Here is a 24,188-nt window from a genome sequence, read left to right as displayed (position 1 = left end):
GCAATGGAGCACTACGACCTCACCATCATCGGAACCGGCTCGGGCAACAGCGTGCTCGACGAGCGGTACGACGGCCTGAAGGTCGCGATCTGCGAGCAGGGCACGTTCGGCGGCACGTGCCTGAACGTCGGCTGCATCCCGACCAAGATGTTCGTCTACGCCGCTGACGTGGCCCAGACCATCCGGCACAGCGCCACTTTCGGCGTCGACTCCCACATCGACGGCGTCCGCTGGCCGGACATCGTGGACCGCGTCTTCGGCCGCATCGACCCGATCGCGGCCGGCGGCGAGGAATACCGCCGCGGCCTGCCGAACGTCACGGTCTACGGCAGCCACACCCGCTTCGGGCCGAAGTTGCCGGACGGCACGTACACCTTGCGGACTGCCGCGGGAGACGAGTTCAGTTCCGACCGGGTGGTGATCGCCGCGGGCTCGCGCAGCTGGATTCCCCCGACCATCGCCGGTTCCGGCGTCCCGTACTTCACCAGCGACGACATCATGCGCATCCCGGCGCTGCCCGGGCATCTCGTCATCATCGGCGGCGGCTTCATCTCGGTGGAGTTCGCGCATGTGTTCTCGGCCCTGGGATCGAAGGTGACCATCGTGCTGCGCGGCGACCGCTTACTCCGGCGCTGCGACGAGGAGATCTGCCGGCGGTTCAGCGCGGTGGTCGGCAAGAAATGGGATCTGCGCACCCAGGAGAACGTCGTCAGTGCACGGCGCGATGGCGACGGCGTGGTGCTCGAATTCGACGACGGCGAGACCCTGCGCGCCGATGCCCTGTTGGTCGCGACGGGCCGGGTGCCCAACGGCGACCTGCTCGACGTGCAGCTCGCCGGAGTGGATCTCGACGATGACGGCTACGTCGTCGTCGACGAGTTCCAACGCACCACGGCGCGTGGGGTTTTCGCGCTGGGCGACGTGTCGTCACACCACCAGCTCAAGCACGTGGCCAACCACGAGGCGCGGACGGTGAAGGAGAACCTGCTGCGCGACTGGGACGGCGAGCTGGTGGCCAGCGACCACCGGTTCGTGCCCGCCGCGGTGTTCACCGATCCGCAGGTCGCGATGGTCGGCATGAACGAAGCCGAGGCGCGCGCAGCCGGCTTCGACGTCGTGGTCAAGGTGCAGGACTACGGCGACACCGCGTACGGCTGGGCCATGGAAGACACGACCGGCATCGTCAAACTCATCGGCGAGCGCGGCACCGGCCGGATCCTGGGCGCGCACCTGATGGGCTATCAGGCGTCGTCCCTGATTCAGCCTCTGATCCAGGCGATGTCGTTCGGACAGACGGCGCAGGACGTGGCCCGCGGCCAGTACTGGATTCACCCGGCGCTGTCCGAGGTGATCGAAAACGCGCTGTTGGGCTTGATCTGACGCCGCGCCAGTCGCGGCGCGGAATGGCTAGATTGTGCTGATGAGCGACGCAGCCGCAAAGGCCGATTCGGCGAAAGTCGATTCGGCGAAGTCTGCGCGCGCCGACGTCGACACAGCGGCATGGTCGATGCGGTTCGAACTCCTCTCGGACCCGCATCGTCTGGACATCCTGCTCGCACTGCACCGCGTTCCGGGAATCTGCGTGGGCGATCTCGCCGCCGCGGTCGGCCGATCTGAGAACTCGGTCTCCCAGGCACTGCGCGTTCTGCGCAGCCAGCACTGGGTGACGGCGACCCGGGTGGGGCGCACCGTCAGTTACCGGCTGGCCGATGACACGGTGCACGAACTGCTGCACTGGCTCGGCGCCCAGCACGGCTGATTTCAGATATCTGTTCACGTGGACAGGTGAACAGGTCGTGGATAGCCTGATCCGAAAGTGCTCCTGAGCCCCGATCGTGGGTGCCCACACGGACACACCACGATGGGGGACGGTCATATGACAACCAGCGGCGTGACCGATCGAACCCCATCCGGGCTGACCCAGTTCCGCCGCAGCCTGTCACCGGGCGACAAGAAATCCCTTTGGGGGATGTACGGATTCATCGTCGCGCTGCACGCGGTGGGCTTCGTGGTGCTCTTCGCGTTCGTCGCGCCCAACAACTATCACCTGGGCGGCGACCATCCGGTCTTCACGGTGGGCGTGGGAATCCTGGCCTACACCCTCGGGCTACGGCATGCCTTCGACGCTGACCACATCGCAGCTGTGGACAACACCACCCGCAAGTTGATCGCCGACAACCTCGACAAGGGGGTGGATCGCAAGCCGCTCTCGGTGGGGTTCTGGTTTTCCCTCGGGCACTCGACCATCGTGTTCGCCCTGTCCCTACTGCTGGCACTGGGAGTCAAGGCTCTCGTCGGGCCCGTCGAAGACGAACAGTCGACGCTGCACACCGTCACCGCCCTGATCGGTCCGTCTGTCTCGGGCATCTTTCTGTGGATCCTGGGCATCCTGAATCTCGTTGCCCTGGTGGGCATCATCAAGGTCTTCCGGGACATCCGCCGCGGCCAGTACAACGAGGCGGCCCTGGAAAAGCACCTCGACTCCCGCGGATTCATGAACCGCTTCCTCGGTGGGTTGACCAAATCCGTGACCAAGCCCTGGCACATCTACCCGATCGGCGTGCTCTTCGGGCTCGGGTTCGACACCGCCACCGAAGTCGGCCTGCTCGTCCTCGCGGGCGGCGCTGCGGCGTTCAACCTGCCGTTCTACGCCGTCCTGGTACTACCGATCCTGTTCGCGGCCGGAATGTGCCTGATGGACACCACCGATGGCGTGTTCATGAACTACGCCTACGGCTGGGCTTTCGCCAAACCCGTACGCAAGGTCTTCTACAACCTGACCATCACCTCGATCTCCGTGGCCGTCGCGCTGGTGATCGGCACCATCGAACTGGTCGGCGTCATCGCCGAGCGCCTGGGAATCGACGCAGGGCCCCTGGCCTGGATTGCGAACATCAACCTCGACTTCGTCGGCTACGGCATCGTCGCCCTGTTCGTGCTCGCGTGGCTCACCGCGCTGGCCGTGTGGCGCTTCGGCAACGTCGAGGAACGCTGGTCGGCAAAACTCGGCAACGAGGCCGCCTTCGCGGACTCCGCGTAACGGTGACAGAACCCTATGGCGGGTAAGGCAATTCGGCTCTCCAACCTGTCGGCGAACAGGTCACGGGTTCAGCCCAGGAGTTCGCGAATGTCGGAGGCGGTGATTGCGGTGCCGAACATGTCGCCGTCGTCGATCACTGCGGCGAACAGCGCGCGCTTGCGCTCCTGCAGGGCGATCACCTTCTCCTCGATGGTGTTCTCGGACACCAGCCGATAGACGTTCACCGGTCGCTGCTGGCCGATGCGGTGCGCACGGTCGACAGCCTGCGCTTCGGCGGCCGGGCTCCACCACGGGTCGCACAGGAAGCAGTAGTCGGCCGCGGTGAGGTTGAGTCCGAAGCCGCCGGCTTTCAGACTGATCAGGAACACCTTGGTCCGCCCGCCGCTGAATTCGTCGATGGCCTGCGCCCGGCTGCGCGCGTCCACCGACCCGTCCAGGTAGCTGTACTCGATCCCGGCCGCGTCCAGGCGGTCACGCAGAATCGCCAGAAAACCGGTGAACTGGCTGAACACCAGCGCGCTGTGGTCCTCGGCGACCAGCTGGTCCAGTTGTTCGATCAGGAAGTCGACCTTGGTGGACCCGGCCTCCATGGTCTCGGTATCGACCAGCCCGGGGTGCAGGCTGAGCTGCCGCAGCAGCGTGAGCGACCGGAAGATCTGGAAGCGGTTCTTCTCCCACTCGCCCAACAGACCGAGCACCTTCTGCCGCTCGCGGGACAGCCGGGTGTCGTAGATCTTGCGGTGTTTGGCCGACAGCTCGATGGCCAGCACCTGCTCCTGCTTGGGCGGCAGCTCTTTGACGACCTGATTCTTGGTGCGGCGCAACAACACCGGCTTGATCCGCCGCCGCAGCAGGGCCAACCGTCCGGGCTCGCCATCGGACTCGATGGGCTTGCGGAAGTAGCGTTCGAAAATCTTGGGGCTGGGGAACAGACCCGGCACCGTGATCGACAGCAGCGACCACAGCTCCATCAGGTTGTTCTCCATCGGGGTGCCGGTGATGGCCAGTTTGAACGGCACGTCGAGGCGACGCGCGCATTGATGCGTCTTGCTGTGATGATTCTTGACGAATTGCGCCTCGTCGAGAATCATTCCGGCCCAAGCAATTTCCCGATACTTGTCGTTGTCGATCCGCAGCAGCGTGTAGGTCGTGACGACGATGTCGGCCGCGGCGACCTGCTCGGCGATGGACACCGCGCCGCGGGCTTCGGTGCTCGACACGACGACGGTGGTGAGCCCCGGCGCGAACTTCGCGCACTCCGCGGCCCAGTTGGAGGCCACGCTGGTCGGCGCCACGACGAGAAACTTGCCGGCGCCCTGCTCGACGGCCCTGCTGATGAGGGCCAGGGTCTGGACCGTCTTGCCGAGGCCCATGTCGTCGCCCAGCACACCGCCGAGTCCGTTGTCCCACAGGAACGCCAGCCAGTCGAGCCCGTCACGCTGATAGTCGCGCAGCTCGGCCTGCAACCCGCCGGGCGTCGGCACGGGAACGGGCGGGTGCGCCGCGGCCAGCCGCGCCATGTTGTCCCGCCACTGCGCCAGTTCCCGGTCGACGACGCCGAGGCCCAGCAGCTCGTCCCACAATGTCGCGTTCAGCGATGACGCGTTCACCCGGTCGCCGTCGAGCTCCCCCAGCGCCTGGGCCTCCTCGATCAGGGCCCGCAGCTTGAGCAGTTCCGGGGTGTCGAGCCGGAAGTACACGCCGTTCGACAGCAGCATGTGGGTGGCGCCCGTTGCCAATTCGGCGATGACAGCCGACAGCGCCACCGGGTAGCCGTCGACATCGATGGTGATGTGCAGGTCGAACCAGTCCTGCGCCGGCGGCTCGTCGGCGGACGCGGTACCGAACCCGAGTTGCGCACCGGCGACCGAGCGCCGGAATGCGGCGGCCCGCTCATCGATTTCGATGATCAGCTGTTCGTACCCGGCGAGCTGCGGCAGCACCTCGTGGCACAGCACCGCGATCTGGGGCAGGGACAGCCGGCGCGACAGCAACAGCGAGGCCAGCGGGTCATCCGCCGCAGACAGTCCCGAAATCAGTTCCAGCGCCGGCGCTATCGCCCGCCACATCGCATCCTCCGCGGCGTTGTCCCGGATACCGCTCGTGCGCGTGACGCCCACCGCGTCGAACTCCTGGCGTTGCCCGTTCACCTGGTAGCGGGTGCGCCACTGCACGCGGCCGTCGACCTCGTCGGCCGTGATGCACAGGACCGGCAGCGGCCCCACGATGTCCGGTTCGGCGAACAGACCCTCCGGCATGTCGACGGGCACCGTCCGGCGCAGCCGCGGCAGCACGTCCGCCGCGAACTCGGACAGCGCCTCGGGCGGAATCTGCACCTTCTCGCGACCGGCGATCAGCCTGAGCAGCGTGGGACCGGGCACCGGCGCGAAGGCGCCGAGATGCAGGATGCCGTCCACCAACTGGTGGAAGCCGTGCGGGGTGGGTGTACCCACCAGCCCGACGCCGTCGGGGGCCCGCGGTTCACCATCGACGACGAGCACCGTCGACATCTGCGCGCCGCCGGTGTCGGACACGGTGAAGTCCAGCCGCAACTGCACGTCCTTGGCGAGCTCCACGGCCCGGATTGCGGGCCCGGGAAGCAGGGTGACGCCGGCTTCGACCGCCAGGTCCAGATCGTTCCAAAAGCTCTGTCCCACAGCGGAAAGCACGATTTGGTCGCTGCTGTACGGGTAGTAGCCGGGCACGGCGAGCACCAGCGCCCGCAGCGCGCTGTACTGGTCCCGGTCGAACTCGCCCGGGTCTGCCGTGTCGAACAGGCGCCGCCAGTTGATGCCGCTCTTGATCCAGTTTCTGCGCTTGCCGACCGTCAGCGCACGGAGCGTCGCGATCGGCGTCGTGTGGTACCGGCCCGCCGGCAGCATCCCGAACTCCAGGGCCAGCGGTTTGGCGTCGGTGACGGTGTCGGCGTCGGTCATCTCGTCGAGCAGCGATCCCAGCACCACCTGCCAGCGTTGCGGGGCCGCCCGGTCGGGTGCACTCGGGATCGCCGCCAACAGCAGCGCGACGGCATGCTTGCAGTAGCGCCCCACCGGGCAGGTACATACCGTGTACTCGATCTCCAGGCCGGTGCGGGGACCCGACAACGCCACTTCGACGTCGTAGTACTCGGATTTCGAACCCAGGCACGAGCCGGTGAGCGTCCCGTCGACCGGGTCGTACCTGGCGGCGACCACGCGGCCCTGGTTCGCGTAGGTCTCGCCGCGGGCCAGCGTCTGTGCGTTGAAGCCACGAAGCAACTCGTGTGGCGCGAGCGCTAGCCCGGCCGTCGAGTCCGTGCCTTCCATGTCGTCACGATAACGGCCGGGACCGACATGGTCCTGCCCCGTCGCTTCGCTCGCGCCGAGCGGCGGGTCACCAGGTGCTGCTGCGCAGCACGATCTCGTTGGCCACCTGGGCGGTGAACTCGTCGGCACTGCGGCGGCCCATCAGCTCCGACATCCGGAATTCGCCGTAGATGAAGCGTTGTCCGGCTTGCGCCCGCGCGCGGGCATCGGCACTGGTTACGACGACGGTGGTGTTGATCTCGACCGGCGGGCACGCGTCGCCCGAGTCCCCGTCGGCCCGCGGATGGCTGCCGTCGATGGCCACCAGGGCGGTGAACCGGTCCAGTCGAGTGGCCGCCAGCCGCCAGGCCAGCTCGCCCGCGCCGCCGTCGGTGAACAACAGCGCCCACTTCACCCCGAGCGTATCCAGAATGCCGACAACCGAATTCACGGTCAGCCGGTCGTCGGCCTCGATCACCACGGTGCGCAGCGAGGCGGTGTGCAGCAATTCGCACAAGGCGCCCGTCGCGGGTTTGGTCGTGAGCATGACGACTGTCGTGGCGGCGTCGGGGCCAGACACGTCGACGGTGGCGCCGAAACCGTCGACGGTCGGGATGATTGGCATGACGCCACCGTAGCGAACACCACCGGACCGCCGGTACCGATATTCAGCACCCGCCACCACCGCCGCAACCACCACCACCCCCGCAACCGCCGCCACCGCAACCCCCACCACCACCGCAGCCACCGGCGCCACCACCGTCCGAGCACCCGGACCCGCCGGCATCCCAGCCACCACCGGAGCTGGTGTACCCGTAGCCGTAGGCACCGGCCGCCCCCGCGCCACGGCCCGTCCCCGCGCGGCGGCGGGGCCGGCGCCGGCCCATCAGGATGGCCATGCCGACGATGATCCCCACGACCGCGATGCACACGATCATCGGGATCCACGAGGATTCCTGGTTTGCGGCGGCTGCCACCACGGAGACCGTCGCCCGGGAGAAATCGGTGTTCGGGTACATCGTGACCTCCTTGTGCCTGTTGCTGAGCACATGGTTTCCGCGCCCCGGGTCCACCGGAAGACTCCGCGGTCCCCGCCGGGCCTTTCCTTGCACGATCCTCAGATTCACCGCGAAATCAGCGGGTCCGCCACCACGCGCCCTACCATCGGCCCATGCGCGTGCTGCTCGTCGAGGACGATCAGGGGGTCGCCGCTGCGCTGGTCGAGCTCCTCGAACAGACCGGGCTCACCGTCACCCACACCACCCGCGGCGACGACGCACTCAACCGCGTCAAGGGCTGTGACCTGGTGTTACTGGACCTGGGCCTGCCCGATATGGACGGGCTGGACGTGCTGCGCACGCTGCGCCGGGCGTCGACCGCTCCGGTCATCATCATGACCGCGCGCGACAGCGACGGCGCCGTGGTGCTCGGACTGCGCGCCGGGGCCGACGACTACCTGGTCAAGCCCGTCCGAAAGGCGGTGCTGCTGGCCCGGATCGAGGCCGTCATGCGCCGCGTGCAGCGCGGCACCGGCCCCGCCGCGCGCCCACCCGTGGTGGCCGGACCGGTGACCATCGATCGCGACCGGCACGAGGTCACCGTGGCCGGACGGACGCAGTCTCTGACCAAGACCGAGTACCAGATTCTGGCCACGCTGGCCGCCCGTCAGGGCGAGGCGGTCAGCCGCGAAGAGGTGATGCTCGACTGCTGGGGCACCGCGGTGGTGGGCCGCTCGCGGTCCCTGGATTTCTTCGTCGGCCAGATTCGGTCCAAGCTGGCGGGCATACCCCTGCACACCGTGCGCGGCTTCGGCTACCGGTTGGACCACTGAGGTGGGTCTGCGGGTTCGTGCGCTCCTGATGACGCTGCTGCTCATCGCGACGGCGGCGCTGGCGATCCCGCTGGCCCTGAGCCTGGCCGACCACCGCACCCAAATCCTGCACACCGAACGCGAGCGCCAACTGACGACGCTGGCCGACATCGCCGCCGGCGCGGGCGCACTCGACACCGAATTGGTCGAGCGTTACCACCGGGTGTACGGCGAAGGCGCGGTGATCGTCGACGCGGACGGCCGGACGCTGGCCGCCGCGGGGTTGTCCGTCACCGATCCGGGCGTGACGACCGCCGCGGAGCGGGCGTTGTCCGACGCTCCCGCCGCGCCCCGGACCCGGATCATGCCGTGGAGCCGGCGACCGATCCTGGCGGCCAAGGGAATCCGGCGCAACGGCGAACTGGTCGGGGCGGTGGTGCTGGGCATCGACCCGGCCACCGCCGCACACGACATCACCGTGGACTGGTTGTGGATCGCGGCGGGATGCATCGTGTTGCTCGGGGTTGCCGCCGTCACCGCGCAGAGCGTGACCCGGTGGGTGCTGCGGCCGCTGGTCGGGCTCGAGCGCGCCGTCGAAGACATGGCCGGCGGCATCGCCGGCCAGCCGGCTCACGTGTCGGGGCCGCCCGAGTTGCGGCGCTTCACGTCGGCGTTCAACGCCATGGCACAGGCCGTGCACGCCTCGCTCGATCATCAACGCCGGCTCATCGCCGATGCCTCGCACCAGTTGCGCAACCCGCTGGCCGCGGTGCGGCTGCGGGCCGACACCCTCGAAGACCACGTCGCCGAATCGGGGCGCCCGACCTACGACTCGATGTCGGCGGAACTGGACCGCTTGGAGAACCTGCTGGCCCAGTTGCTCCGGCTGGCACGCGCCGAGGAGGCCAGCCACAGCCACCGGTCCGGTCTGGCTGCGGCAGTTCACGATTCGACAGATCTGGACAGCGTCGTGGAGCAGCGACTGGACTTCTGGCAGACCACCGCCGAACCCAACGCGCAGCAACTGCGCTTCCGAACCGTCCACCGGCACCTCGCGGTGCAGATGCCGCGCCACGATGTGGAGCAACTCTTGGACATCGCGCTGGACAACGCGTTGCGCTACTCCGGGACGGGAACCACCGTCACGGTGTCGACGGCGCCCACCGACACCGGCATCGAACTCACCGTCAGTGACAACGGCCCCGGCCTGCCCGCCGACGCCGTCCCGCAGGCGGCCACCCGGTTCTGGCGCGGGCACGACGACAGCCAGGGCACCGGCCTCGGCCTGGCCATCGCCACCGAAATCGCCGCCGCACACGGCGGATTGGCGTCGGTCGACCGGTCCCCCGACGGCGGTCTCGCGGTCCGCTATCACCTGCCGGCGAGCACATCATGAACCTCACCCGGCGCGCATTCCTCGCCTCCTCGGGCGCGACGGTCCTCGCGGCCTGCCTGCCGAACAACACAACCGGCGCAATCCGGCTGGCCGCGGGTGATCGCGGCGGTCTGTACCTGGCGGTCTGCGAAATCTTCGCCGAGCGCCTCCGGGTTCGGTATCCGGGTATCACGGTCACCGTGCTGCCCACCGCCGGCAGCGTCGACAATCTCGATCTGTTGCGGTCCGGCCAGGCCGACATGGCGCTCGCGCAGGCGGACGTGGTCGAGCAGCGGTTGCACGCCGCGCCGGCCACCGACGCACCGCAGGCGGTCGCGCGGGTCTACGAAAACTATGTGCAGTTGGTCGTCCCCGACCACTCGGCCATCCGCCAGGTGAATGACCTTGCCGGACTGACGGTTTCAACCGGGCCGACGGGCTCCGGCGTCGCGGCCGTCACCACGGTGCTCTTTCGCGCGGCGAATCTGACCGATCGGGTCCGGCGGGTCGAGATGCGCCTCAACGATGCGGTGGCCGCGCTGGGCAACCGCACCATCGACGCGCTGGTCTGGTCCGGCGGTATTCCGACGCCCGCCATCGCCGAGCTCGACAAGACGCTGCCGCTGCGCATTCTGGATCTGACGCCGTGGATCGCACCGATGACCGAACTGGCGTCCTACCCGTATCTGCTGCTGCGCGCACCGGTCGGCGCATACGTGCCGTCGAGCGTGTACACCATCGGCTCCCCCGATCTGCTGTTGTGCCGGCCCGGCCTGCCGAACCCGTTGGTGGCAGCCGCCGTCGATGTACTGGCGAACGACGCGACGCAACTCATGCCACCCGAAGTCCGTGGGCTGCAGTACCTGCAACCGCCGTCCATGATCCAGACCGGCCGGACCCCGTTGCACCCCGGCGCCATCGAGGAATACCGGGTGCTACACGGCTGAGAGCGGACCGAAACATCGCCGAAACGAAGGCATCGGTTGGCCAGCGCGAAACCCGGACGCGCCCTATTGTTCTTCAGCATCCGGGGCGCCTAAGGAGGCCGCAGTGCCAGAAGGACACGAAGCACTTACCGAGGACGAGCTGCTACTGGCCAAGCTCGGATACAGCCAGGAACTGCAGCGTTCCTGGTCCGGCTTCAGCAATTTCGCCATCTCGTTCTCGATCATCTCCATCCTGTCGGGGTGCTTCACCTCGTTCGGGCTGGGCTGGAACAACGGCGGACCGGCCGCCATCGCCTGGGGCTGGCCGATCGTCGCGACCTTCATCCTCGTCATCGGCCTCTGTATGTCCGAACTGGTGTCGGCCTTCCCGACGTCTGGCGGAATCTATTGGTGGGCAGCGAAACTCGGTGGCGCAAAGGCCGGCTTCTATGCCGGCTGGCTCAATCTCATCGGCCTGGTGGCCATCCTCGCGTCGGTGGCCTACGGCTGCGCGACGTTCATCGACCTCACCTTGGGTACCCTCAGCGCCGACTGGCTGGCGGGTTACAGCCTCACCCGGACGTTCATCATCTTCGTGGCCATTCTGGGCATCTCGGCCCTGATCAACATCTTCTCCAGCCACCTGCTGGCGATCATCAACAACGTCTCGGTGTGGTGGCACGTCTTCGGCGCGGCCGCCGTCATCGGCATCCTGATCTTCGTACCGAGCCACCACGCCAGTTTCTCGGACGTCTTCGCCAAGACGATCAACAACAGCGGCATGTTCGGTGGCGCCACCTCGGGCGCCGGCTGGCTGTTCGTGGTGCTGCCGATCTCGGTGATCCTCACGCAGTACACCATCACCGGCTACGACGCCTCGGCCCACCTGTCGGAGGAGACCAAGAGCGCGGCGGGCGCGGCCGCCAAGGGTATCTGGCGGTCGATCTTCTACTCGGCCGTCGGCGGCTGGGTTCTGTTGCTGGCCTTCCTGTTTGCGGTCCAGGATTCCGACGGGGTGTCCAAGGGCGGCGGCGCCGTGGCGGCCATCTTCAACCAGGCGATGAGTTCGAACTGGGCGACGGCGGTGCTGTTCATCTCGACGGCCGGCCAGTTCTTCTGTGCCGTCGCCTGCCAGACCAGCGCATCCCGGATGCTGTTCGCGTTCAGCCGGGACCGCGCCGTGCCGGGCCATCGGTGGTGGTCGGAGGTCAACAAGCACCGCGTGCCGACGCACAGCGTGACGATCACCGCGGTCGTCGCCGCCGCCCTCACCCTGCCGGCGCTGGTGAAGGTCGATATCAACGGCACCCCGACTCCCGTGGCGTTCTACGCCGTGGTCTCCATCGGGGTCGTCGGGGTGTACCTGTGCTTCGCGGTACCGATCTACTACCGCTGGCGGGCCGGCGATGAATTCGAAACGGGCAGTTGGAATCTGCGCGGCCACCACCGGTGGATGGCACCCGTGGCGCTGGCCGAGATCACGATCACCTCGATCATCGCGATGTTCCCGACATCCCTCGGCGGGGTGCCGTGGGACCCGAGTTTCGAGTGGAAGTTCGTGAACTACACGCCGTTGCTGGTCGGTGGCGTCCTGTTACTGCTCTACATCTACTGGCATGTGTCGGTGAAGAACTGGTTCACCGGCCCCATCAAGCAGGTCGAGGAGCCGCTCGACCCTTTGGAGCCCGTGGGCGAACCCGGCTGATCACGGGAGCAAGCTGCCGGTGATGACCGGCCGGGCCGGCGCACCGGATTCGACGAGGTCCAGCATTGCGTCGATATCCACATGTGCGGCAAGCAGATCGGCCATCACGTCGAGTTGCGCGTCGCGCAGGCCGGCGACGTTCACGTCGTCGGACACCACGAACCCGCTCCTACCGGCACTGGTCGCCACCTCTGCGAGCCAGGCGCGACGTACGGCGTCGTTGTCCAGCAACCCGTGCCAGTGGGTGCCGTACACCGGACCCCGCCGGATGCCGACGCCCAGCCAGTCCGGCTCCGCGCACCGCGCGACCCGGCCGTGGTGAATCTCGTAGCCGTACAACGGCATATCCCAGTGTTTGAGGGTCTTGTCGGCGTCGAACTCGATGTCGGCGTCGAGCAGCCCCAGGCCGGGCACCCGGCCCGCGCCCGATTCGACGGTGTCGTGGATAGTCGTGCACAGCATCTGGAACCCGCCGCAGACGCCCAGCACGGCGCGACCCGACCGGGCATGTGCCACAACGGCTTCCGCCAGTCCCCGGTCGTTTAGCCAATTCAGATCGGAGACCGTCGCCTTACTGCCGGGCAGCACCACCACATCGGCACCGGCCAGCTCGGTCGCGGTGTCGACCCAGCGGACGTGCACACCCGGCTCGCACGCGAGGGCCTCGACGTCGGTCGAGTTCGAGATCCGGGGCAGCCGGACCGCGGCGACGGTCAGCGTCTCAGAACCCCGCGGCGCCGTCGGGCGGCCCAGCTGACCGCGCGGCGTGACCGACAACGAGTCCTCGGCGTCGAGCCACAAATCGTCGCAGTACGGGATCACCCCGTAGGTCGGCCGGCCGGTGAGCGACTCCAGTTGCCGCAGACCGGGTTCCAGCAGCGCCGGATCGCCCCGGAACTTGTTGACCAGGAATCCCGCGATCAGTTTCTGGTCCGCGGGCTCCAGCACCGCGACCGTGCCATACAGGTGCGCCAGTAGCCCGCCGCGGTCGATGTCGCCGACGACGACCACGGGCAGGTCCGCGGCACGGGCCAGGCCCATGTTGGCCACGTCGGTGGCCCGGAGGTTGATCTCGGCCGGCGAGCCCGCGCCTTCACAGATCACCACATCGAATTCGCTTCGCAGTGCGGCCAATTCATCCGCCACGACGCCCGCCAGCTGCGTCCGGCGGGTGAAGTAGTCCCCCGCCGCGACCGTGCCCGACACAACGCCGCGCACCACGAGCTGCGATGTCCGGTCGCCACCGGGCTTGAGCAGGACCGGGTTGAACCGCACGCTCGGCGACAGCCCGGCTGCGCGCGCCTGCATGGCCTGGGCCCGGCCGATCTCACCACCTTCGACCGTGACGGCCGAGTTGTTGGACATGTTCTGCGCCTTGAACGGCGCCACCCGCACGCCCTTGCGGGACAGCAGCCGACACAGCCCGGCCACCACCATCGACTTACCGGCGTCCGACGTGGTGCCGGCGACCAGCAGAGCCCCGCCGGTCACGTCACGGCAGGGTCAGGATTTCGGCGCCGTCGTCGGTCACCACGAGGGTGTGCTCGAACTGCGCCGTCCATTTCTTGTCCACGGTCGCGACGGTCCAGTCGTCGTCCCAGATCTCGTAGTCGAGCGACCCGAGGTTGATCATCGGCTCGATGGTGAAGGTCATGCCGGGCTCCAGCACGGTCTCGACCTCGGGCTTGTCGTAGTGCAGCACGATCAGCCCGTTGTGGAAGGTCTCCCCGATGCCGTGTCCGGTGAAGTCGCGAACCACGTTGTAGCCGAACCGGTTTGCGTACGACTCGATGACCCGGCCGACCACCGACAGCTGACGCCCCGGCTTGACGGCCTTGATGGCCCGCATGGTGGCTTCGTGGGTGCGCTCGACCAGCAGCCGGTGTTCCTCCGAGACGTCGCCGGCCAGGAAGGTGGCGTTGGTGTCGCCGTGGACGCCGTCCTTGTAGGCGGTGACGTCGATGTTGACGATGTCACCATCCTCGATCACCGTCGAGTCCGGGATGCCGTGGCAGATGATCTCGTTCAGCGAGGTGCAGCAGGACTTGGGAAAACCCTTGTAGCCCAGCGTCGACGGGTAGGCGCCGTGGTCGAGCATGTACTCGTGCGCCACCCGGTCCAGGTGGTCGGTGGTGACGCCGGGTGCGACGGCCTTGCCGGCCTCGGCGAGCGCCTGCGCCGCGATGCGACCGGCGACCCGCATCTTCTCGATCACCTCGGGGGTCTGCACCCAGGGCTCGCTGCCTTCGCGCACCGTCGGCTTCCACGCGTACTCCGGACGCGGGATCGACTTGGGCACTGGCAGGGTCGGAGATACCTCGCCGGGGCGAAGCGCGGTACGAACAGACATCGTCCCAGCTTAGCGAGTGCGGCTAACCGCGGTCGCCGCGCCCGAACAAGCCCCGTCGCGGTCCGCGGATGTCGACCGAGCCGAAGACCACCCGCCCGGTCAGGATGACGTGCGGCGTGCCGTCGGCGGGTGCGTCCTTGCGGTGGTCGGTAGCGCTTCCGACGGCCACCTCGACGTCGTCGATGGAGGCGCTGGCGCCCTCGGGCAGCCGAAGGTCCAGAGAGCTGAACTTGAGGTCGAGTTCGATGACGACGATGGGTCCGCCGAACCGGGCCCGGGTCAGGTCCAGGTCGATCGAGCCGACGCGGCGGACCAGCGCGAGCCGGGTCGGCACGACCCACTCCCCCTGGCGCTTGAGCGAGCCCATGACACCGCGCAGCTCGACGCGGTCGGCCGAGCCCGTCACGATCGCGTTGGGCGCAGGCAGGTCGCCGACCAGTACCGCCAGCTCGGCCTGCTGCCGGGCCAGGGCGACCAGCGCGGACCGCTCGGAGAACTCGTCCATGTCGATGAGCCCCAGGGCCACCGCGTTGTGCAGCCGCCGGAGCGTGCCGTTGCGGTCGGCGTCGGAGACGCGCAGGACCGCGATCTCGTCGCTGTTGGTCACCCAAACAGGCTACCCACGTCGGGGACTCCGGTCAGGCCAGGTAGTCGGGCGGCAATCCCTTGAGCATGTCCCGGCACATCCGGACCGCGGTTTCCGAGCTGCCGCCCCCGACGACCAGTGCCGCGAAGGCCATGTCGCCGCGGTAACCGGCGAACCAGGCATGCGATCCGCCCTGGAATTCGGCCTCACCGGTCTTGCCGCGGACGTCGCCGCTGCTGCGCAGATCCTTGGCCGTGCCGTTGGTCACCACCAGCTGCATCATGGGCCGCAGGCCGTCGAGCATCTTCGGCGTGATCGGCGCGGTGTTGCCGGACACCGTGGTGGGGCGGCCTTCGATCAGCTGCGGCAGCGGGGTTCTCCCGGCGGCGACGGTCGCCGCCGCCAGTGCCATGCCGAACGGACTGACCAGCACCTTGCCCTGGCCGAAGCCGTCCTCGGTGCGTTCGGTGAGATTGACGGTCGGCGGCACGTGCCCGGTGACGGTGTCGATGCCGGCGACCTGGTAGTCGGCGCCGATGCCGTACTGGGCGGCGGCATTGGTCAGTGCCCGCGGCGGCATCCGGCTGGCCAGCTCGGCGAAGGTCGTGTTGCACGAGTTCGCGAAGGCCCTGGACATGGGGACGACACCGAGGTCGAAGCGGTCGTAGTTCGGGATGGTGCGCTGCCCGATGTCGATGGTGCCGGGGCAGCCGAGCAGCGTGTTGGGCCCGGCCATGTCGGTTTCGATGGCGGCGCCGGCCGTGACTATCTTGAACGTCGACCCCGGCGGGTACAGGCCCATGGTGGCGGTCGGCCCGTCGGCGTCGGCTGCCGCGTTCTGGGCCACCGCCAGGATTTCGCCGGTCGACGGCTTGATCGCGACGATCATCGCCTTGCGGCCCACCATGTTCACCGCATCCTGGGCGGAGTTCTGCACGTTGCGGTCCAGGCTGATGGTGATCGACGGCGCCGGCTTGCCCGGCACCTCGTTGAGGATATCGATGTCGGCGCCGTTCTGGTTGACGCTGACGACGCGCCAGCCGGGCTGGCCGACCAGCTGATCGGCCACCTGCTTCTTGACCTCGGTGACGATGGCCGGCGCGAACCGGGGATCGGTGGGCACCATTTCCGGCTGCGGCGTGATCACCACGCCCGGCAGGTGAGCGAGGGCCCCCGACACTTTGTCGTTGTCCTCGCGGCGCAGCGTGATCAGGTTCAGCGGTCCGGTGGAAGAGCTGGCCTGCTCTGCGAGTCGCTGGGCGTCCAAGGTGTTGTCGAACTGCCGCAGGACATCGGCGACCACGCGGGAGGTCCGCATCAGGTCGCCCGCCGCGGACCGTGCGTTCAGCGCGTAGTTGTAGTGGTACCCCGGTACCAGAACATTCGTGCCACCCAGTTCGTTGACCGAGGCGCGGATCGGTTGGTCGGCGCGCAACTGGAAGCTCTGGTGCTCCCCCAGGTTGGGATGCAAATCCGTGCTGCCCCAACGGACTTGCCACCGGCCGTCCTGCCGGATCATGTTGAGCTGCCCGGTGTAGGCCCAGGTGCGGTCCTTGGGCAGGTGCCAGGTGTACCGGTAGGTGATCTTGCCGGTGTCCTGGGTGTACTTGGAGCCGAGCACCTGCGCGTCGAGCTTGGTCGCCTGCAGGCCCGACCAGGCCTGGTTGATCGCGGTGCGCGCGTCGTTGGGTTTGTCGGCCAGGTCGGCGGCGGCACCGGTGTCGCCGCGGCCGAGCGCGGCGAAGAACGCCTGCGCGGTGGGCTCGGGGCCGTTGGGCTTCGGGGTGCAGGCCGTCATCGCTCCTGCGACCGCCACGACCGACAACAACGCGGCCGAGCGTGAAACGGATGATGTGTGCGTTGCCATTGTGGCTGATGTTAGAAGTGTGACTACCGCATGGCGCGGAGGCACACCGAGACAGAACCGTGACAGTTTTGTGAGATCCGGGTGGACCCGGATCGCGAGTGGTCAGTCCAACAGGACCGTGGCGTAGGTGCCCAGCTGACTGAACCCGATGCGCCGGTAGATCGCCCGCGCGGGGCCGTTGAAATCGTTGACATAGAGACTTGCGGTCCGGCCGCTGCGCAGCACCGCCGACGCCAACGTCGCGGTGCCCGCCGCACCGAGGCCGCGTCCCCGCCAGTCCGGGTGCACCCACACGCCCTGGATCTGACCGACCCTCGACGTCTGGGCGCCGATCTCGGCCTTGAACACGACCTGGCCGTCCTCGAACCGCGCCCAGGCCCGCCCCGCGGCGATCAGCCCCGCCAACCGGCGGCGATAGCCGCGGCCGCCGTCGCCCATGCGCGGGTCGACCCCGACCTCGCCGATGAACATGTCCACCGCCGCAACGACATACGCGTCCAACTCGTCCATCCGGACCGGACGCACCGCGGGATCGACCGGGCACTGCGGAGCGTCGGACAGCGTCAGCAGCGGCTGACAGTCCCGGACCTCACGGGCCGGACCCCACACCTGGGCCAGTTGCTGCCACATCGGCAGCACCAATTCGGCGCGACCCACCAGCGACGAACACCGCCGCGGCGCACTCATCACCTTGTCGGCGAACACCATCATGTCGGCCGCGGTGCCCCGCATCGGGATCAGGTTCACCCCGGCAAAGCACAGCGACTCGGTCGGCTGGCTCCGGGTCCACAGCTCGCCGCCGATGGCCACGGGATCGAGGCCGTGGTCGCCCACCCGGGCGGCAACCATGCAGGTGCCGACCGGATCCTCGTCGAAGACCTGCTGCACCTGGGCGACTTCGCGCACCACTGAGATCCGGCGCGCATCTGCGATCCGGAACAGTGGAGGTGCCGACATTCACCGACCTTCTGTGAGTGTGACCTGGTGTGCTAGTGGGATATGTCCGTGACGGCAGTCACAAGACTGTGCTCAGCTTACGGTTACGACGGGCGAACCGCTCGCATCGGTGCCGGACTCGGCGGCGATTCGCATGGCCTCTTCGATCAGCGTCTCGACGATCTGCGACTCGGGCACGGTCTTGATCACCTGGCCGCGCACGAAAATCTGGCCCTTGCCGTTGCCCGACGCCACGCCGAGGTCGGCCTCGCGCGCCTCACCCGGACCGTTGACGACACAGCCCATCACCGCGACCCGCAGCGGCACGTCGAGCCCGTCGAGGCCCGCCGATACCGCGTTCGCGAGCTTGTAGACGTCCACCTGGGCCCGGCCGCACGACGGGCACGACACGATCTCCAGGCCGCGTGGCCGCAGGTTCAGCGACTCCAGAATCTGGTTGCCGACCTTGACCTCTTCGACCGGCGGTGCCGACAGGGACACCCGGATGGTGTCGCCGATGCCCTCGCTCAGCAGCGCCCCGAACGCGACGGCGCTCTTGATGGTGCCCTGGAAAGCCGGACCGGCCTCGGTCACGCCGAGATGCAGCGGGTAGTCGCACTTGGCGGCCAGCTGGCGGTAGGCCTCCACCATGATCACGGGGTCGTTGTGCTTGACGCTGATCTTGATGTCACCGAAGCCGTGTTCCTCGAACAGCGAGGCCTCCCACAGCGCCGACTCGACGAGCGCCTCCGGCGTGGCCTTGCCGTACTTCTCGAGCAGCCGCGGGTCGAGGGAGCCGGCGTTGACACCGATGCGGATCGGGATGCCCGCGGCACCGGCGGCCTTGGCGACCTCCTTGACCCGGCCGTCGAACTCCTTGATGTTGCCCGGATTCACGCGCACCGCGGCGCAGCCGGCATCGATAGCCGCGAAGATGTACTTGGGCTGGAAGTGGATGTCGGCGATCACCGGGATCTGGCTGTGCCGGGCGATCTCGGCCAGCGCGTCGGCGTCCTCCTGCCGTGGACAGGCCACGCGCACGATGTCGCAACCCGACGCGGTCAGCTCGGCGATCTGCTGCAGCGTCGAGTTCACGTCGTGGGTCTTGGTGGTGCACATCGACTGCACCGCGATCGGATAGTCGCTGCCGATGCCGACGTCGCGCACCATCAGCTGACGGGTCTTACGGCGCGGCGCGAGCGTCGGCGGGGCCGGGGGTTCGCTTCCGACGCCCGGCATACCCAAACCGATGGAGGTCATCACGGTCTCCTACTGGAAAAGTCGAATGGGGTTGACGAAGTCAGCCGTAACGGTCAACAGCATGTAGCCGCCGACCACCACCAGCACCACATAGGTGGCCGGCATCAACTTCAGGTAGTTCACCGGAGCCGCGGCGACTTTGCCGCGGGCCGCGCGAATCATGTTGCGGATCTTCTCGAACGTCGCCACCGCGATGTGGCCACCGTCGAACGGCAGCAGCGGTAGCAGGTTCACCGCGGCCAACACGAAGTTCAGCTGCGCCAGGAAGAACCAGAACATGACCCAGATGCCATGCTCGACCGTCTCCCCGCCGATGCGGCTGGCACCGACGACGCTGATGGGGGTCTCCGGATCGCGGGTGCCACCGGCGAGCGAATGGACCAGCGCACCGATCTTGGTCGGAATCTTCGCCAGGGACTTACCCAGCTCGACAGACAGGTCACCGGTGAAGGTGAAGGTCGCGGGTATCGCGGTCAGCACGTTGTACTGCGTCGGTCCGGGCTGGGGTGGCGCAGTGACGCCGATGGCGCCGACCGTCGTGGCGGTGTCCGAGTCCTTGACCGTGAATCGCTGGGTCTGCTCGATGTTGACAGTGGTGGTGAATGTCTGCCCGCCGCGCTCGTAGACGACCGGCACCGCGCCGCTGAGGCCGCGGATGGTCTTCGCCATCTCCTCGAACGTGCTCACCGGCTTGTCGCCGACCTTCACCACGGTGTCGCCGGCCTTCAGGCCCGCCGCCGCCGCCGGTCCGGCACCCGGACGTGGGCAGGGGCCGAACGGGTTGTCCCCCGTCTTCGCGATTTGCGGTGCCACACAAGCGGTTTCACCGATCACCGCACTGGTCGGTGCGTGCAGGTTCGGCAGACCCCATGCCACCGCTATTCCGTAGACCAGCACCAGCCCGATGATGATGTTCATCGCGGGTCCGGCGAACAGCACGGCGACGCGCTTCCACACCTTCTGCTTGTACATCGCGTAGGGCTCGTCCTGCGGCGCGATCTCATCGACCGACGTCATGCCCGCGATGTCGCAGAACCCGCCCAGCGGCACGGCCTTGACGCCGTACTCGGTGGAGCCCAGCCGGTTGGGCCGATGTGTGGACCACAGCGTCGGGCCGAAGCCGACGAAGTACCGCCGCACCTTCATTCCGGTGGCGCGCGCCACCCACATGTGGCCGCACTCGTGCAGGGCCACCGATATCAGCAGACCCAACGCAAAGAGCACGATGCCGATCGCATACATCATCGGGCGGGCACAACCTCCTGTGCGACGATGCGCCGCGCCCGGTCCCGGGCCCAATCCTGCGCATCAAGCACGTCATCCACGGTACTGGGTTCGGCGGCCCATTGATCCGCAGCGCCCAGGACATCGGCAACGGTCCGCACGATCGCCGGGAATCCGATGCGGCCGTCGAGGAACGCGGCCGCGGCCTCCTCGTTGGCGGCGTTGTACACCGCGGTCAGGCAGCCACCGCGGGTGCCGGCCTCACGGGCCAGCCGGACCGCCGGGAAAACGTCGTCGTCCAGTGGCTCGAACTCCCAGGTCGAGGCCGTGGTCCAGTCGCAGGCCAGGGCCGCGCCCGGCACCCGGGCCGGCCAGCCCAGCGCCAGCGCGATGGGCAGCTTCATGTCGGGCGGGCTGGCCTGCGCCAGCGTCGAGCCGTCGGTGAAGGTGACCATCGAATGCACGATGGACTGCGGGTGCACCACGACGTCGATGCGGTCGTAGTCGATGCCGAACAGCAGATGGGTCTCGATGAGCTCGAGCCCCTTGTTGACCAGCGACGCCGAGTTCAGGGTGTTCATCGGTCCCATCGACCAGGTCGGGTGGGCACCGGCCTGCTCAGGGGTGACGGCCTCGAGATCTGCGGCTGCCCAGCCACGGAACGGGCCGCCCGACGCGGTGAGCACCAGCCGCGCCACTTCGTCCGCTGTGCCGCCGCGCAGGCACTGTGCCAGCGCCGAATGCTCGGAGTCGACGGGCACGATCTGGCCGGGCTGCGCCGCCTTGAGCACCAGTGGCCCGCCGGCGACCAGCGATTCCTTGTTCGCGAGGGCAAGCCGGGCGCCCGACTGCAGCGCGGCCAGCGTCGGCTTCAGGCCCAGCGCGCCGACGAGAGAGTTCAGGACGACGTCGGCCTCGGTCTCTTCAACGAGTCGCGTTGCCGCGTCGGGTCCGCGGAAGGTGGCCTCGACCGCAGCGTCCGGGTCGGCCACCGCGACATTGGTGACGCCCGTCTCGGCCCGCTGCCGGGCCAGGAGTTCGGCATTTCCGCCGCCGGCCGCCAAGCCGACGATCTCGAACCGGTCGGGGTTGGCGGCGATCACCTCCAGGGCCTGGGTACCGATCGACCCGGTACTGCCGAGCACCAGGACTCGTAGCCGCTCACTCACGTCTCTATTGTGCCGCCCCTGCCGGGCGTCAGCGTCAGTGGTGGCACATCCGGTTCAGCAATGAGCGAACACCCCGACGAGGCGCACCGCGTCAGACAGGCACGGTCGTGGCGCGCCGGATGGCAATGTCGCCCGATGCGGTCCGGGCGTGTACGGCCAGCCGCCGATCGTCGCTCTCGGGGCCTGCGGCGGGAGCCAGGTCGCTGCGCACGTCGCCAGAGCGGCTGTCGAGGTCGAGATTCGCGGCGGTCCCCTGCCGGACGCCGACCTCGACGTCGCCGCTGGCGGTCGCGGCAGACACTGATCCCGCCTCGGCGTCCGTCACGGTCAGCGAGCCGGATGCGGTTCGGCTGTGCACAGTCCCCCGCAACGTCCCGACGGTCACCGAGCCACTGGCCGCCTGAAACTTCAGGCCGCCGTCGAGGACGTCGATCGACACTTCCCCCGAAGCGGTGGACACGTTGGCGTTGCCCAGCAAGCGCCGGACGGCGATGTCACCGGACGCCGTGGCGCCCTTGAGGTTTCCCTCGACAACGTCGAGGGCAGCGCTGCCGCTGGCGGCGTCGAACCGGCAGTCGGCCACGGTTCCGTCGACCCGCAGGTCCGCCGACGACACCGCGACCGCGAGCCGGGACGACGACGGCAACGCGACGTCGACGTTGACCGCACCGCGCGATAGCGCCAGCAGCCTCTTTCCGACGGTCACCGTGAGCACGCCATTGGCGAGATCGACGTGCGCCTGCTCGGCCGCGCGGACGTCGGCAGCCCGCAGCGGGTCACGAGGTGTGACGCGCACCTCGGTGTCATTCCGGTCGGCGGCGGCGATTCGCACCGAGCCGGCCCCCAGTTCGATCGTTGCGGCGATGGGGTCGGGCGTTGGAAATGTTCGCATTCTTCTCTCCGATCGGTTGGATGGGTTCTGTTCTGTTCGGTGTCGTCAGCGGACCCAGCCGGTGACCGAACTGCCTCGCTTTCGATCACGTGGCGTCGAGCCGCCGAGCGCGGCTCCGACGGCACGAACCAGCCAGGCGTTGACCGACAGGCCGTCGCGTCGGGCGGCGGCATCCACACCGCCGCGCAGCCCCTCGGGCAGGCGAAGGGTCACTCGCCAGGTCCCGCCGTCGTCAGTCACCGCGACGGCGCCGTCGGCATCCGCCACAGCCGACGGAGCGGGTTCGGCATCGGCCTGCGCTCCGGTCACCGCGAATTCCGGGTCGCGGCCCCTCAGACGTACGTCGACCGACGCGGGGGCCAGCTCGCGGGTGATGTGCTCGGCCGCTTCGGAGAGCGCCTCGAGCAAGGCCAGCCGCAGGGCGGAGTCCAGTGGCGCGGTGAGCCGTTCGGCGAGTTCGGCAGCCTCCTCGCCACCGGCGGCGGCGGCGATTTCCAGCTCCAGCCGAACTCCGTCGACATACGGTTGCAGATCCATGACGCCATCATGACACCACTATGGTGTCACAGCAAGTGTCAATCCGATGCCACGCTCGGGTGGGTCGACTGAACAAGCGCGGTGACAACCCGGTCACCGACAAATACGACCGAGCGTCGTATGTAAGAATGTCGGCAATCCATCGGATCGTTAAGGAGTAGTCGTGGCCACCACCGAGGTCGAACGAAGCACCGGCATCGACGTCGAGGACGTCCCCTCTGCAGAGTGGGGCTGGTCCAAGATGAACCGCGGCGTCATCCAGGCCGGTGGCATCCTGTCCGCAATCTTCTTGCTGGTGATGCTGCGCGGCAACCACGTCGGCCACGTCGAGGACGCCTGGCTCATCGGGTTCTCGATCCTGCTCTTCACCATCGTGATCCGCGGCTGGTGGCTGCGTCGTCGCGGCTGGATCCGCTGACCTCAGTTTTCACGACAAAGGCCACGAACTCCTTGCGAGTTCGTGGCCTTTGTCGTCAGCGGGTTCTAGGCCGCGGCCTCGGGCTCGCGGTGCCTCTTGTCCGAATGGAAGAACGTGACGAGTGTCGTTGCGCCGCAGATCAATCCGACCGTGCCGATGAGCTGCGGGCCGGTGATGCGGTCGGCCAGTCCGCCGCCGACGCCCGCGCCGATCATGAATGACCCCAGGAGCGCGAGGTATCCAAGCCAGTCATAGACGGTGCCCTTGCCACAGATATGGCGCTCCAGCCCCTGCCCCAGCTTGACGACCGTTCCGGTGACGTAACTCAGTGGCACGGCCACTTCACCGTTCTTGACGAAGCTGGTGTTCAGCGCGCCGACCGAGAAACAGATGATGAGGATGCCGGTGAAGTTGACGTCCTCGTAGTACCAGCCGTCCTCGTACAGCTCGACCACCGATGCGACCACCAAGCCGACCGTGACCAGGGCCGTGGCACCGTGCGGATGGTTCTGCCAGTACCTGCGTCGCAGGAACGACGCCACGAACACCCCCGCCAGGAAGCACGCCATCAACCACAACGCCGCCTGCGGCCCGGCTCCGGACACCTTCTGCCGTTCCGCGACGTCGAACCAGCCGAGCACGGCGCGTTCGGTGTTGCCCGTCATGAAGGTGACGAAGTATCCGGCGCTGTGCAGGAACGCGACGGCGCCGATCATGCCGGCCAACCACGACAGCAGCCACGACAACCGGGCCTCCGGTCCGATGGCGGCTTCCTTGCTCACAACCCTGTCGGGCGACTGCTCATCCAC

At 68.0% G+C, this 24,188-nt stretch carries 22 protein-coding genes; 8 read left to right on the top strand and 14 right to left on the bottom strand.

Going from position 1 to position 24,188, the window contains the following annotated elements; all coding sequences use genetic code 11:
- Window positions 1-3 precede the first annotated feature (3 nt).
- From mtr to nicT, 3 genes are all read left to right on the top strand, one after another.
- Window positions 4-1,380 (top strand): mycothione reductase, encoded by a 1,377-nt coding sequence (gene mtr / locus QRN63_RS23775; protein ID WP_285033440.1) that lies wholly within the window; start codon window positions 4-6, stop codon window positions 1,378-1,380.
- A 40-nt stretch (window positions 1,381-1,420) separates the two neighbouring features.
- A complete protein-coding gene (locus QRN63_RS23770) occupies window positions 1,421-1,759 on the top strand; it encodes an ArsR/SmtB family transcription factor (protein WP_267317018.1) in 339 nt (112 codons plus the stop codon).
- Between the two features lie 117 nt (window positions 1,760-1,876).
- Complete coding sequence (gene nicT / locus QRN63_RS23765; protein WP_285033439.1) at window positions 1,877-3,040, top strand: Nickel transporter NicT; 1,164 nt, start codon at window positions 1,877-1,879, stop codon at window positions 3,038-3,040.
- A 68-nt stretch (window positions 3,041-3,108) separates the two neighbouring features.
- Here the strand turns inward: nicT and QRN63_RS23760 are convergent, their stop codons facing one another.
- The 3 genes from QRN63_RS23760 to QRN63_RS23750 all read right to left on the bottom strand — a co-directional run bounded on the left by QRN63_RS23760 (window position 3,109) and on the right by QRN63_RS23750 (window position 7,343).
- On the bottom strand, window positions 3,109-6,345 hold the full coding sequence (locus QRN63_RS23760) for a DEAD/DEAH box helicase (protein ID WP_285033438.1): 3,237 nt from the start codon (window positions 6,343-6,345) through the stop codon (window positions 3,109-3,111).
- A gap of 67 nt (window positions 6,346-6,412) precedes the next feature.
- Entirely contained in the window at window positions 6,413-6,949 is a 537-nt protein-coding gene (locus tag QRN63_RS23755; protein WP_267317015.1) for an alpha/beta hydrolase, read from the bottom strand.
- 43 nt (window positions 6,950-6,992) lie between these two features.
- Window positions 6,993-7,343 carry a hypothetical protein gene (locus tag QRN63_RS23750; RefSeq protein ID WP_285033437.1) on the bottom strand — a complete coding sequence of 117 codons (351 nt, stop codon included), beginning with the start codon at window positions 7,341-7,343 and terminating at the stop codon, window positions 6,993-6,995.
- A 152-nt stretch (window positions 7,344-7,495) separates the two neighbouring features.
- Between QRN63_RS23750 and QRN63_RS23745 the strand changes: the two genes are divergently transcribed.
- The 4 genes from QRN63_RS23745 (at window position 7,496) to QRN63_RS23730 (ending at window position 12,140) form a co-directional block, all read left to right on the top strand.
- On the top strand, window positions 7,496-8,155 hold the full coding sequence (locus QRN63_RS23745; protein WP_285033436.1) for a response regulator transcription factor: 660 nt from the start codon (window positions 7,496-7,498) through the stop codon (window positions 8,153-8,155).
- A gap of 1 nt (window position 8,156) precedes the next feature.
- Complete coding sequence (locus QRN63_RS23740; RefSeq protein WP_267317012.1) at window positions 8,157-9,530, top strand: sensor histidine kinase; 1,374 nt, start codon at window positions 8,157-8,159, stop codon at window positions 9,528-9,530.
- Window positions 9,527-10,456: a TAXI family TRAP transporter solute-binding subunit gene (locus QRN63_RS23735; RefSeq protein WP_267317011.1), complete on the top strand. Its 930-nt coding sequence runs from the start codon at window positions 9,527-9,529 to the stop codon at window positions 10,454-10,456. The genes QRN63_RS23740 and QRN63_RS23735 overlap by 4 nt, the downstream gene beginning before the upstream one ends.
- 103 nt (window positions 10,457-10,559) lie before the next feature.
- Window positions 10,560-12,140 (top strand): amino acid permease, encoded by a 1,581-nt coding sequence (locus QRN63_RS23730; RefSeq protein WP_267317010.1) that lies wholly within the window; start codon window positions 10,560-10,562, stop codon window positions 12,138-12,140.
- Here QRN63_RS23730 and QRN63_RS23725 read toward each other — a convergent pair whose 3' ends face one another.
- From QRN63_RS23725 to QRN63_RS23680, 10 genes are all read right to left on the bottom strand, one after another.
- Entirely contained in the window at window positions 12,141-13,631 is a 1,491-nt protein-coding gene (locus QRN63_RS23725; protein WP_285033435.1) for a cobyric acid synthase, read from the bottom strand. It lies immediately after the preceding gene.
- A 1-nt stretch (window position 13,632) separates the two neighbouring features.
- A complete protein-coding gene (map, locus tag QRN63_RS23720) occupies window positions 13,633-14,490 on the bottom strand; it encodes a type I methionyl aminopeptidase (protein ID WP_133426004.1) in 858 nt (285 codons plus the stop codon).
- Between the two features lie 22 nt (window positions 14,491-14,512).
- Entirely contained in the window at window positions 14,513-15,097 is a 585-nt protein-coding gene (locus QRN63_RS23715; protein WP_267317008.1) for a DUF1707 SHOCT-like domain-containing protein, read from the bottom strand.
- A 31-nt stretch (window positions 15,098-15,128) separates the two neighbouring features.
- Entirely contained in the window at window positions 15,129-16,943 is a 1,815-nt protein-coding gene (locus tag QRN63_RS23710) for a penicillin-binding transpeptidase domain-containing protein (RefSeq protein WP_285033434.1), read from the bottom strand.
- A 102-nt stretch (window positions 16,944-17,045) separates the two neighbouring features.
- Window positions 17,046-17,900: a GNAT family N-acetyltransferase gene (locus QRN63_RS23705; RefSeq protein ID WP_267317006.1), complete on the bottom strand. Its 855-nt coding sequence runs from the start codon at window positions 17,898-17,900 to the stop codon at window positions 17,046-17,048.
- A gap of 72 nt (window positions 17,901-17,972) precedes the next feature.
- Window positions 17,973-19,139: a flavodoxin-dependent (E)-4-hydroxy-3-methylbut-2-enyl-diphosphate synthase gene (gene ispG / locus QRN63_RS23700; protein ID WP_267317005.1), complete on the bottom strand. Its 1,167-nt coding sequence runs from the start codon at window positions 19,137-19,139 to the stop codon at window positions 17,973-17,975.
- Window positions 19,140-19,148: 9 nt separating this feature from the next.
- Complete coding sequence (locus tag QRN63_RS23695) at window positions 19,149-20,384, bottom strand: M50 family metallopeptidase (protein ID WP_267317004.1); 1,236 nt, start codon at window positions 20,382-20,384, stop codon at window positions 19,149-19,151.
- On the bottom strand, window positions 20,381-21,532 hold the full coding sequence (gene dxr, locus QRN63_RS23690) for a 1-deoxy-D-xylulose-5-phosphate reductoisomerase (RefSeq protein ID WP_285033433.1): 1,152 nt from the start codon (window positions 21,530-21,532) through the stop codon (window positions 20,381-20,383). Before dxr ends, QRN63_RS23695 begins: the two co-directional genes overlap by 4 nt.
- A 91-nt stretch (window positions 21,533-21,623) precedes the next feature.
- Window positions 21,624-22,424 (bottom strand): DUF4097 family beta strand repeat-containing protein, encoded by an 801-nt coding sequence (locus QRN63_RS23685; RefSeq protein ID WP_285033432.1) that lies wholly within the window; start codon window positions 22,422-22,424, stop codon window positions 21,624-21,626.
- 45 nt (window positions 22,425-22,469) lie between these two features.
- Entirely contained in the window at window positions 22,470-22,961 is a 492-nt protein-coding gene (locus QRN63_RS23680; protein ID WP_267317001.1) for a histidine kinase, read from the bottom strand.
- A gap of 163 nt (window positions 22,962-23,124) precedes the next feature.
- Between QRN63_RS23680 and QRN63_RS23675 the strand changes: the two genes are divergently transcribed.
- On the top strand, window positions 23,125-23,379 hold the full coding sequence (locus tag QRN63_RS23675) for a DUF2631 domain-containing protein (RefSeq protein WP_285033431.1): 255 nt from the start codon (window positions 23,125-23,127) through the stop codon (window positions 23,377-23,379).
- Window positions 23,380-23,444: 65 nt separating this feature from the next.
- Here QRN63_RS23675 and QRN63_RS23670 read toward each other — a convergent pair whose 3' ends face one another.
- The gene (locus QRN63_RS23670; protein WP_285033430.1) at window positions 23,445-24,188 is read right to left on the bottom strand and encodes a YoaK family protein; all 744 of its coding nucleotides are present in this window, start codon (window positions 24,186-24,188) and stop codon (window positions 23,445-23,447) included.

This window comes from Mycolicibacterium sp. lyk4-40-TYG-92 (assembly GCF_030209435.1).
Lineage (GTDB): Bacteria > Actinomycetota > Actinomycetes > Mycobacteriales > Mycobacteriaceae > Mycobacterium.
Note: the sequence above shows the minus strand (reverse complement) of the source record. Positions and strands in the feature narration are given on the sequence as shown.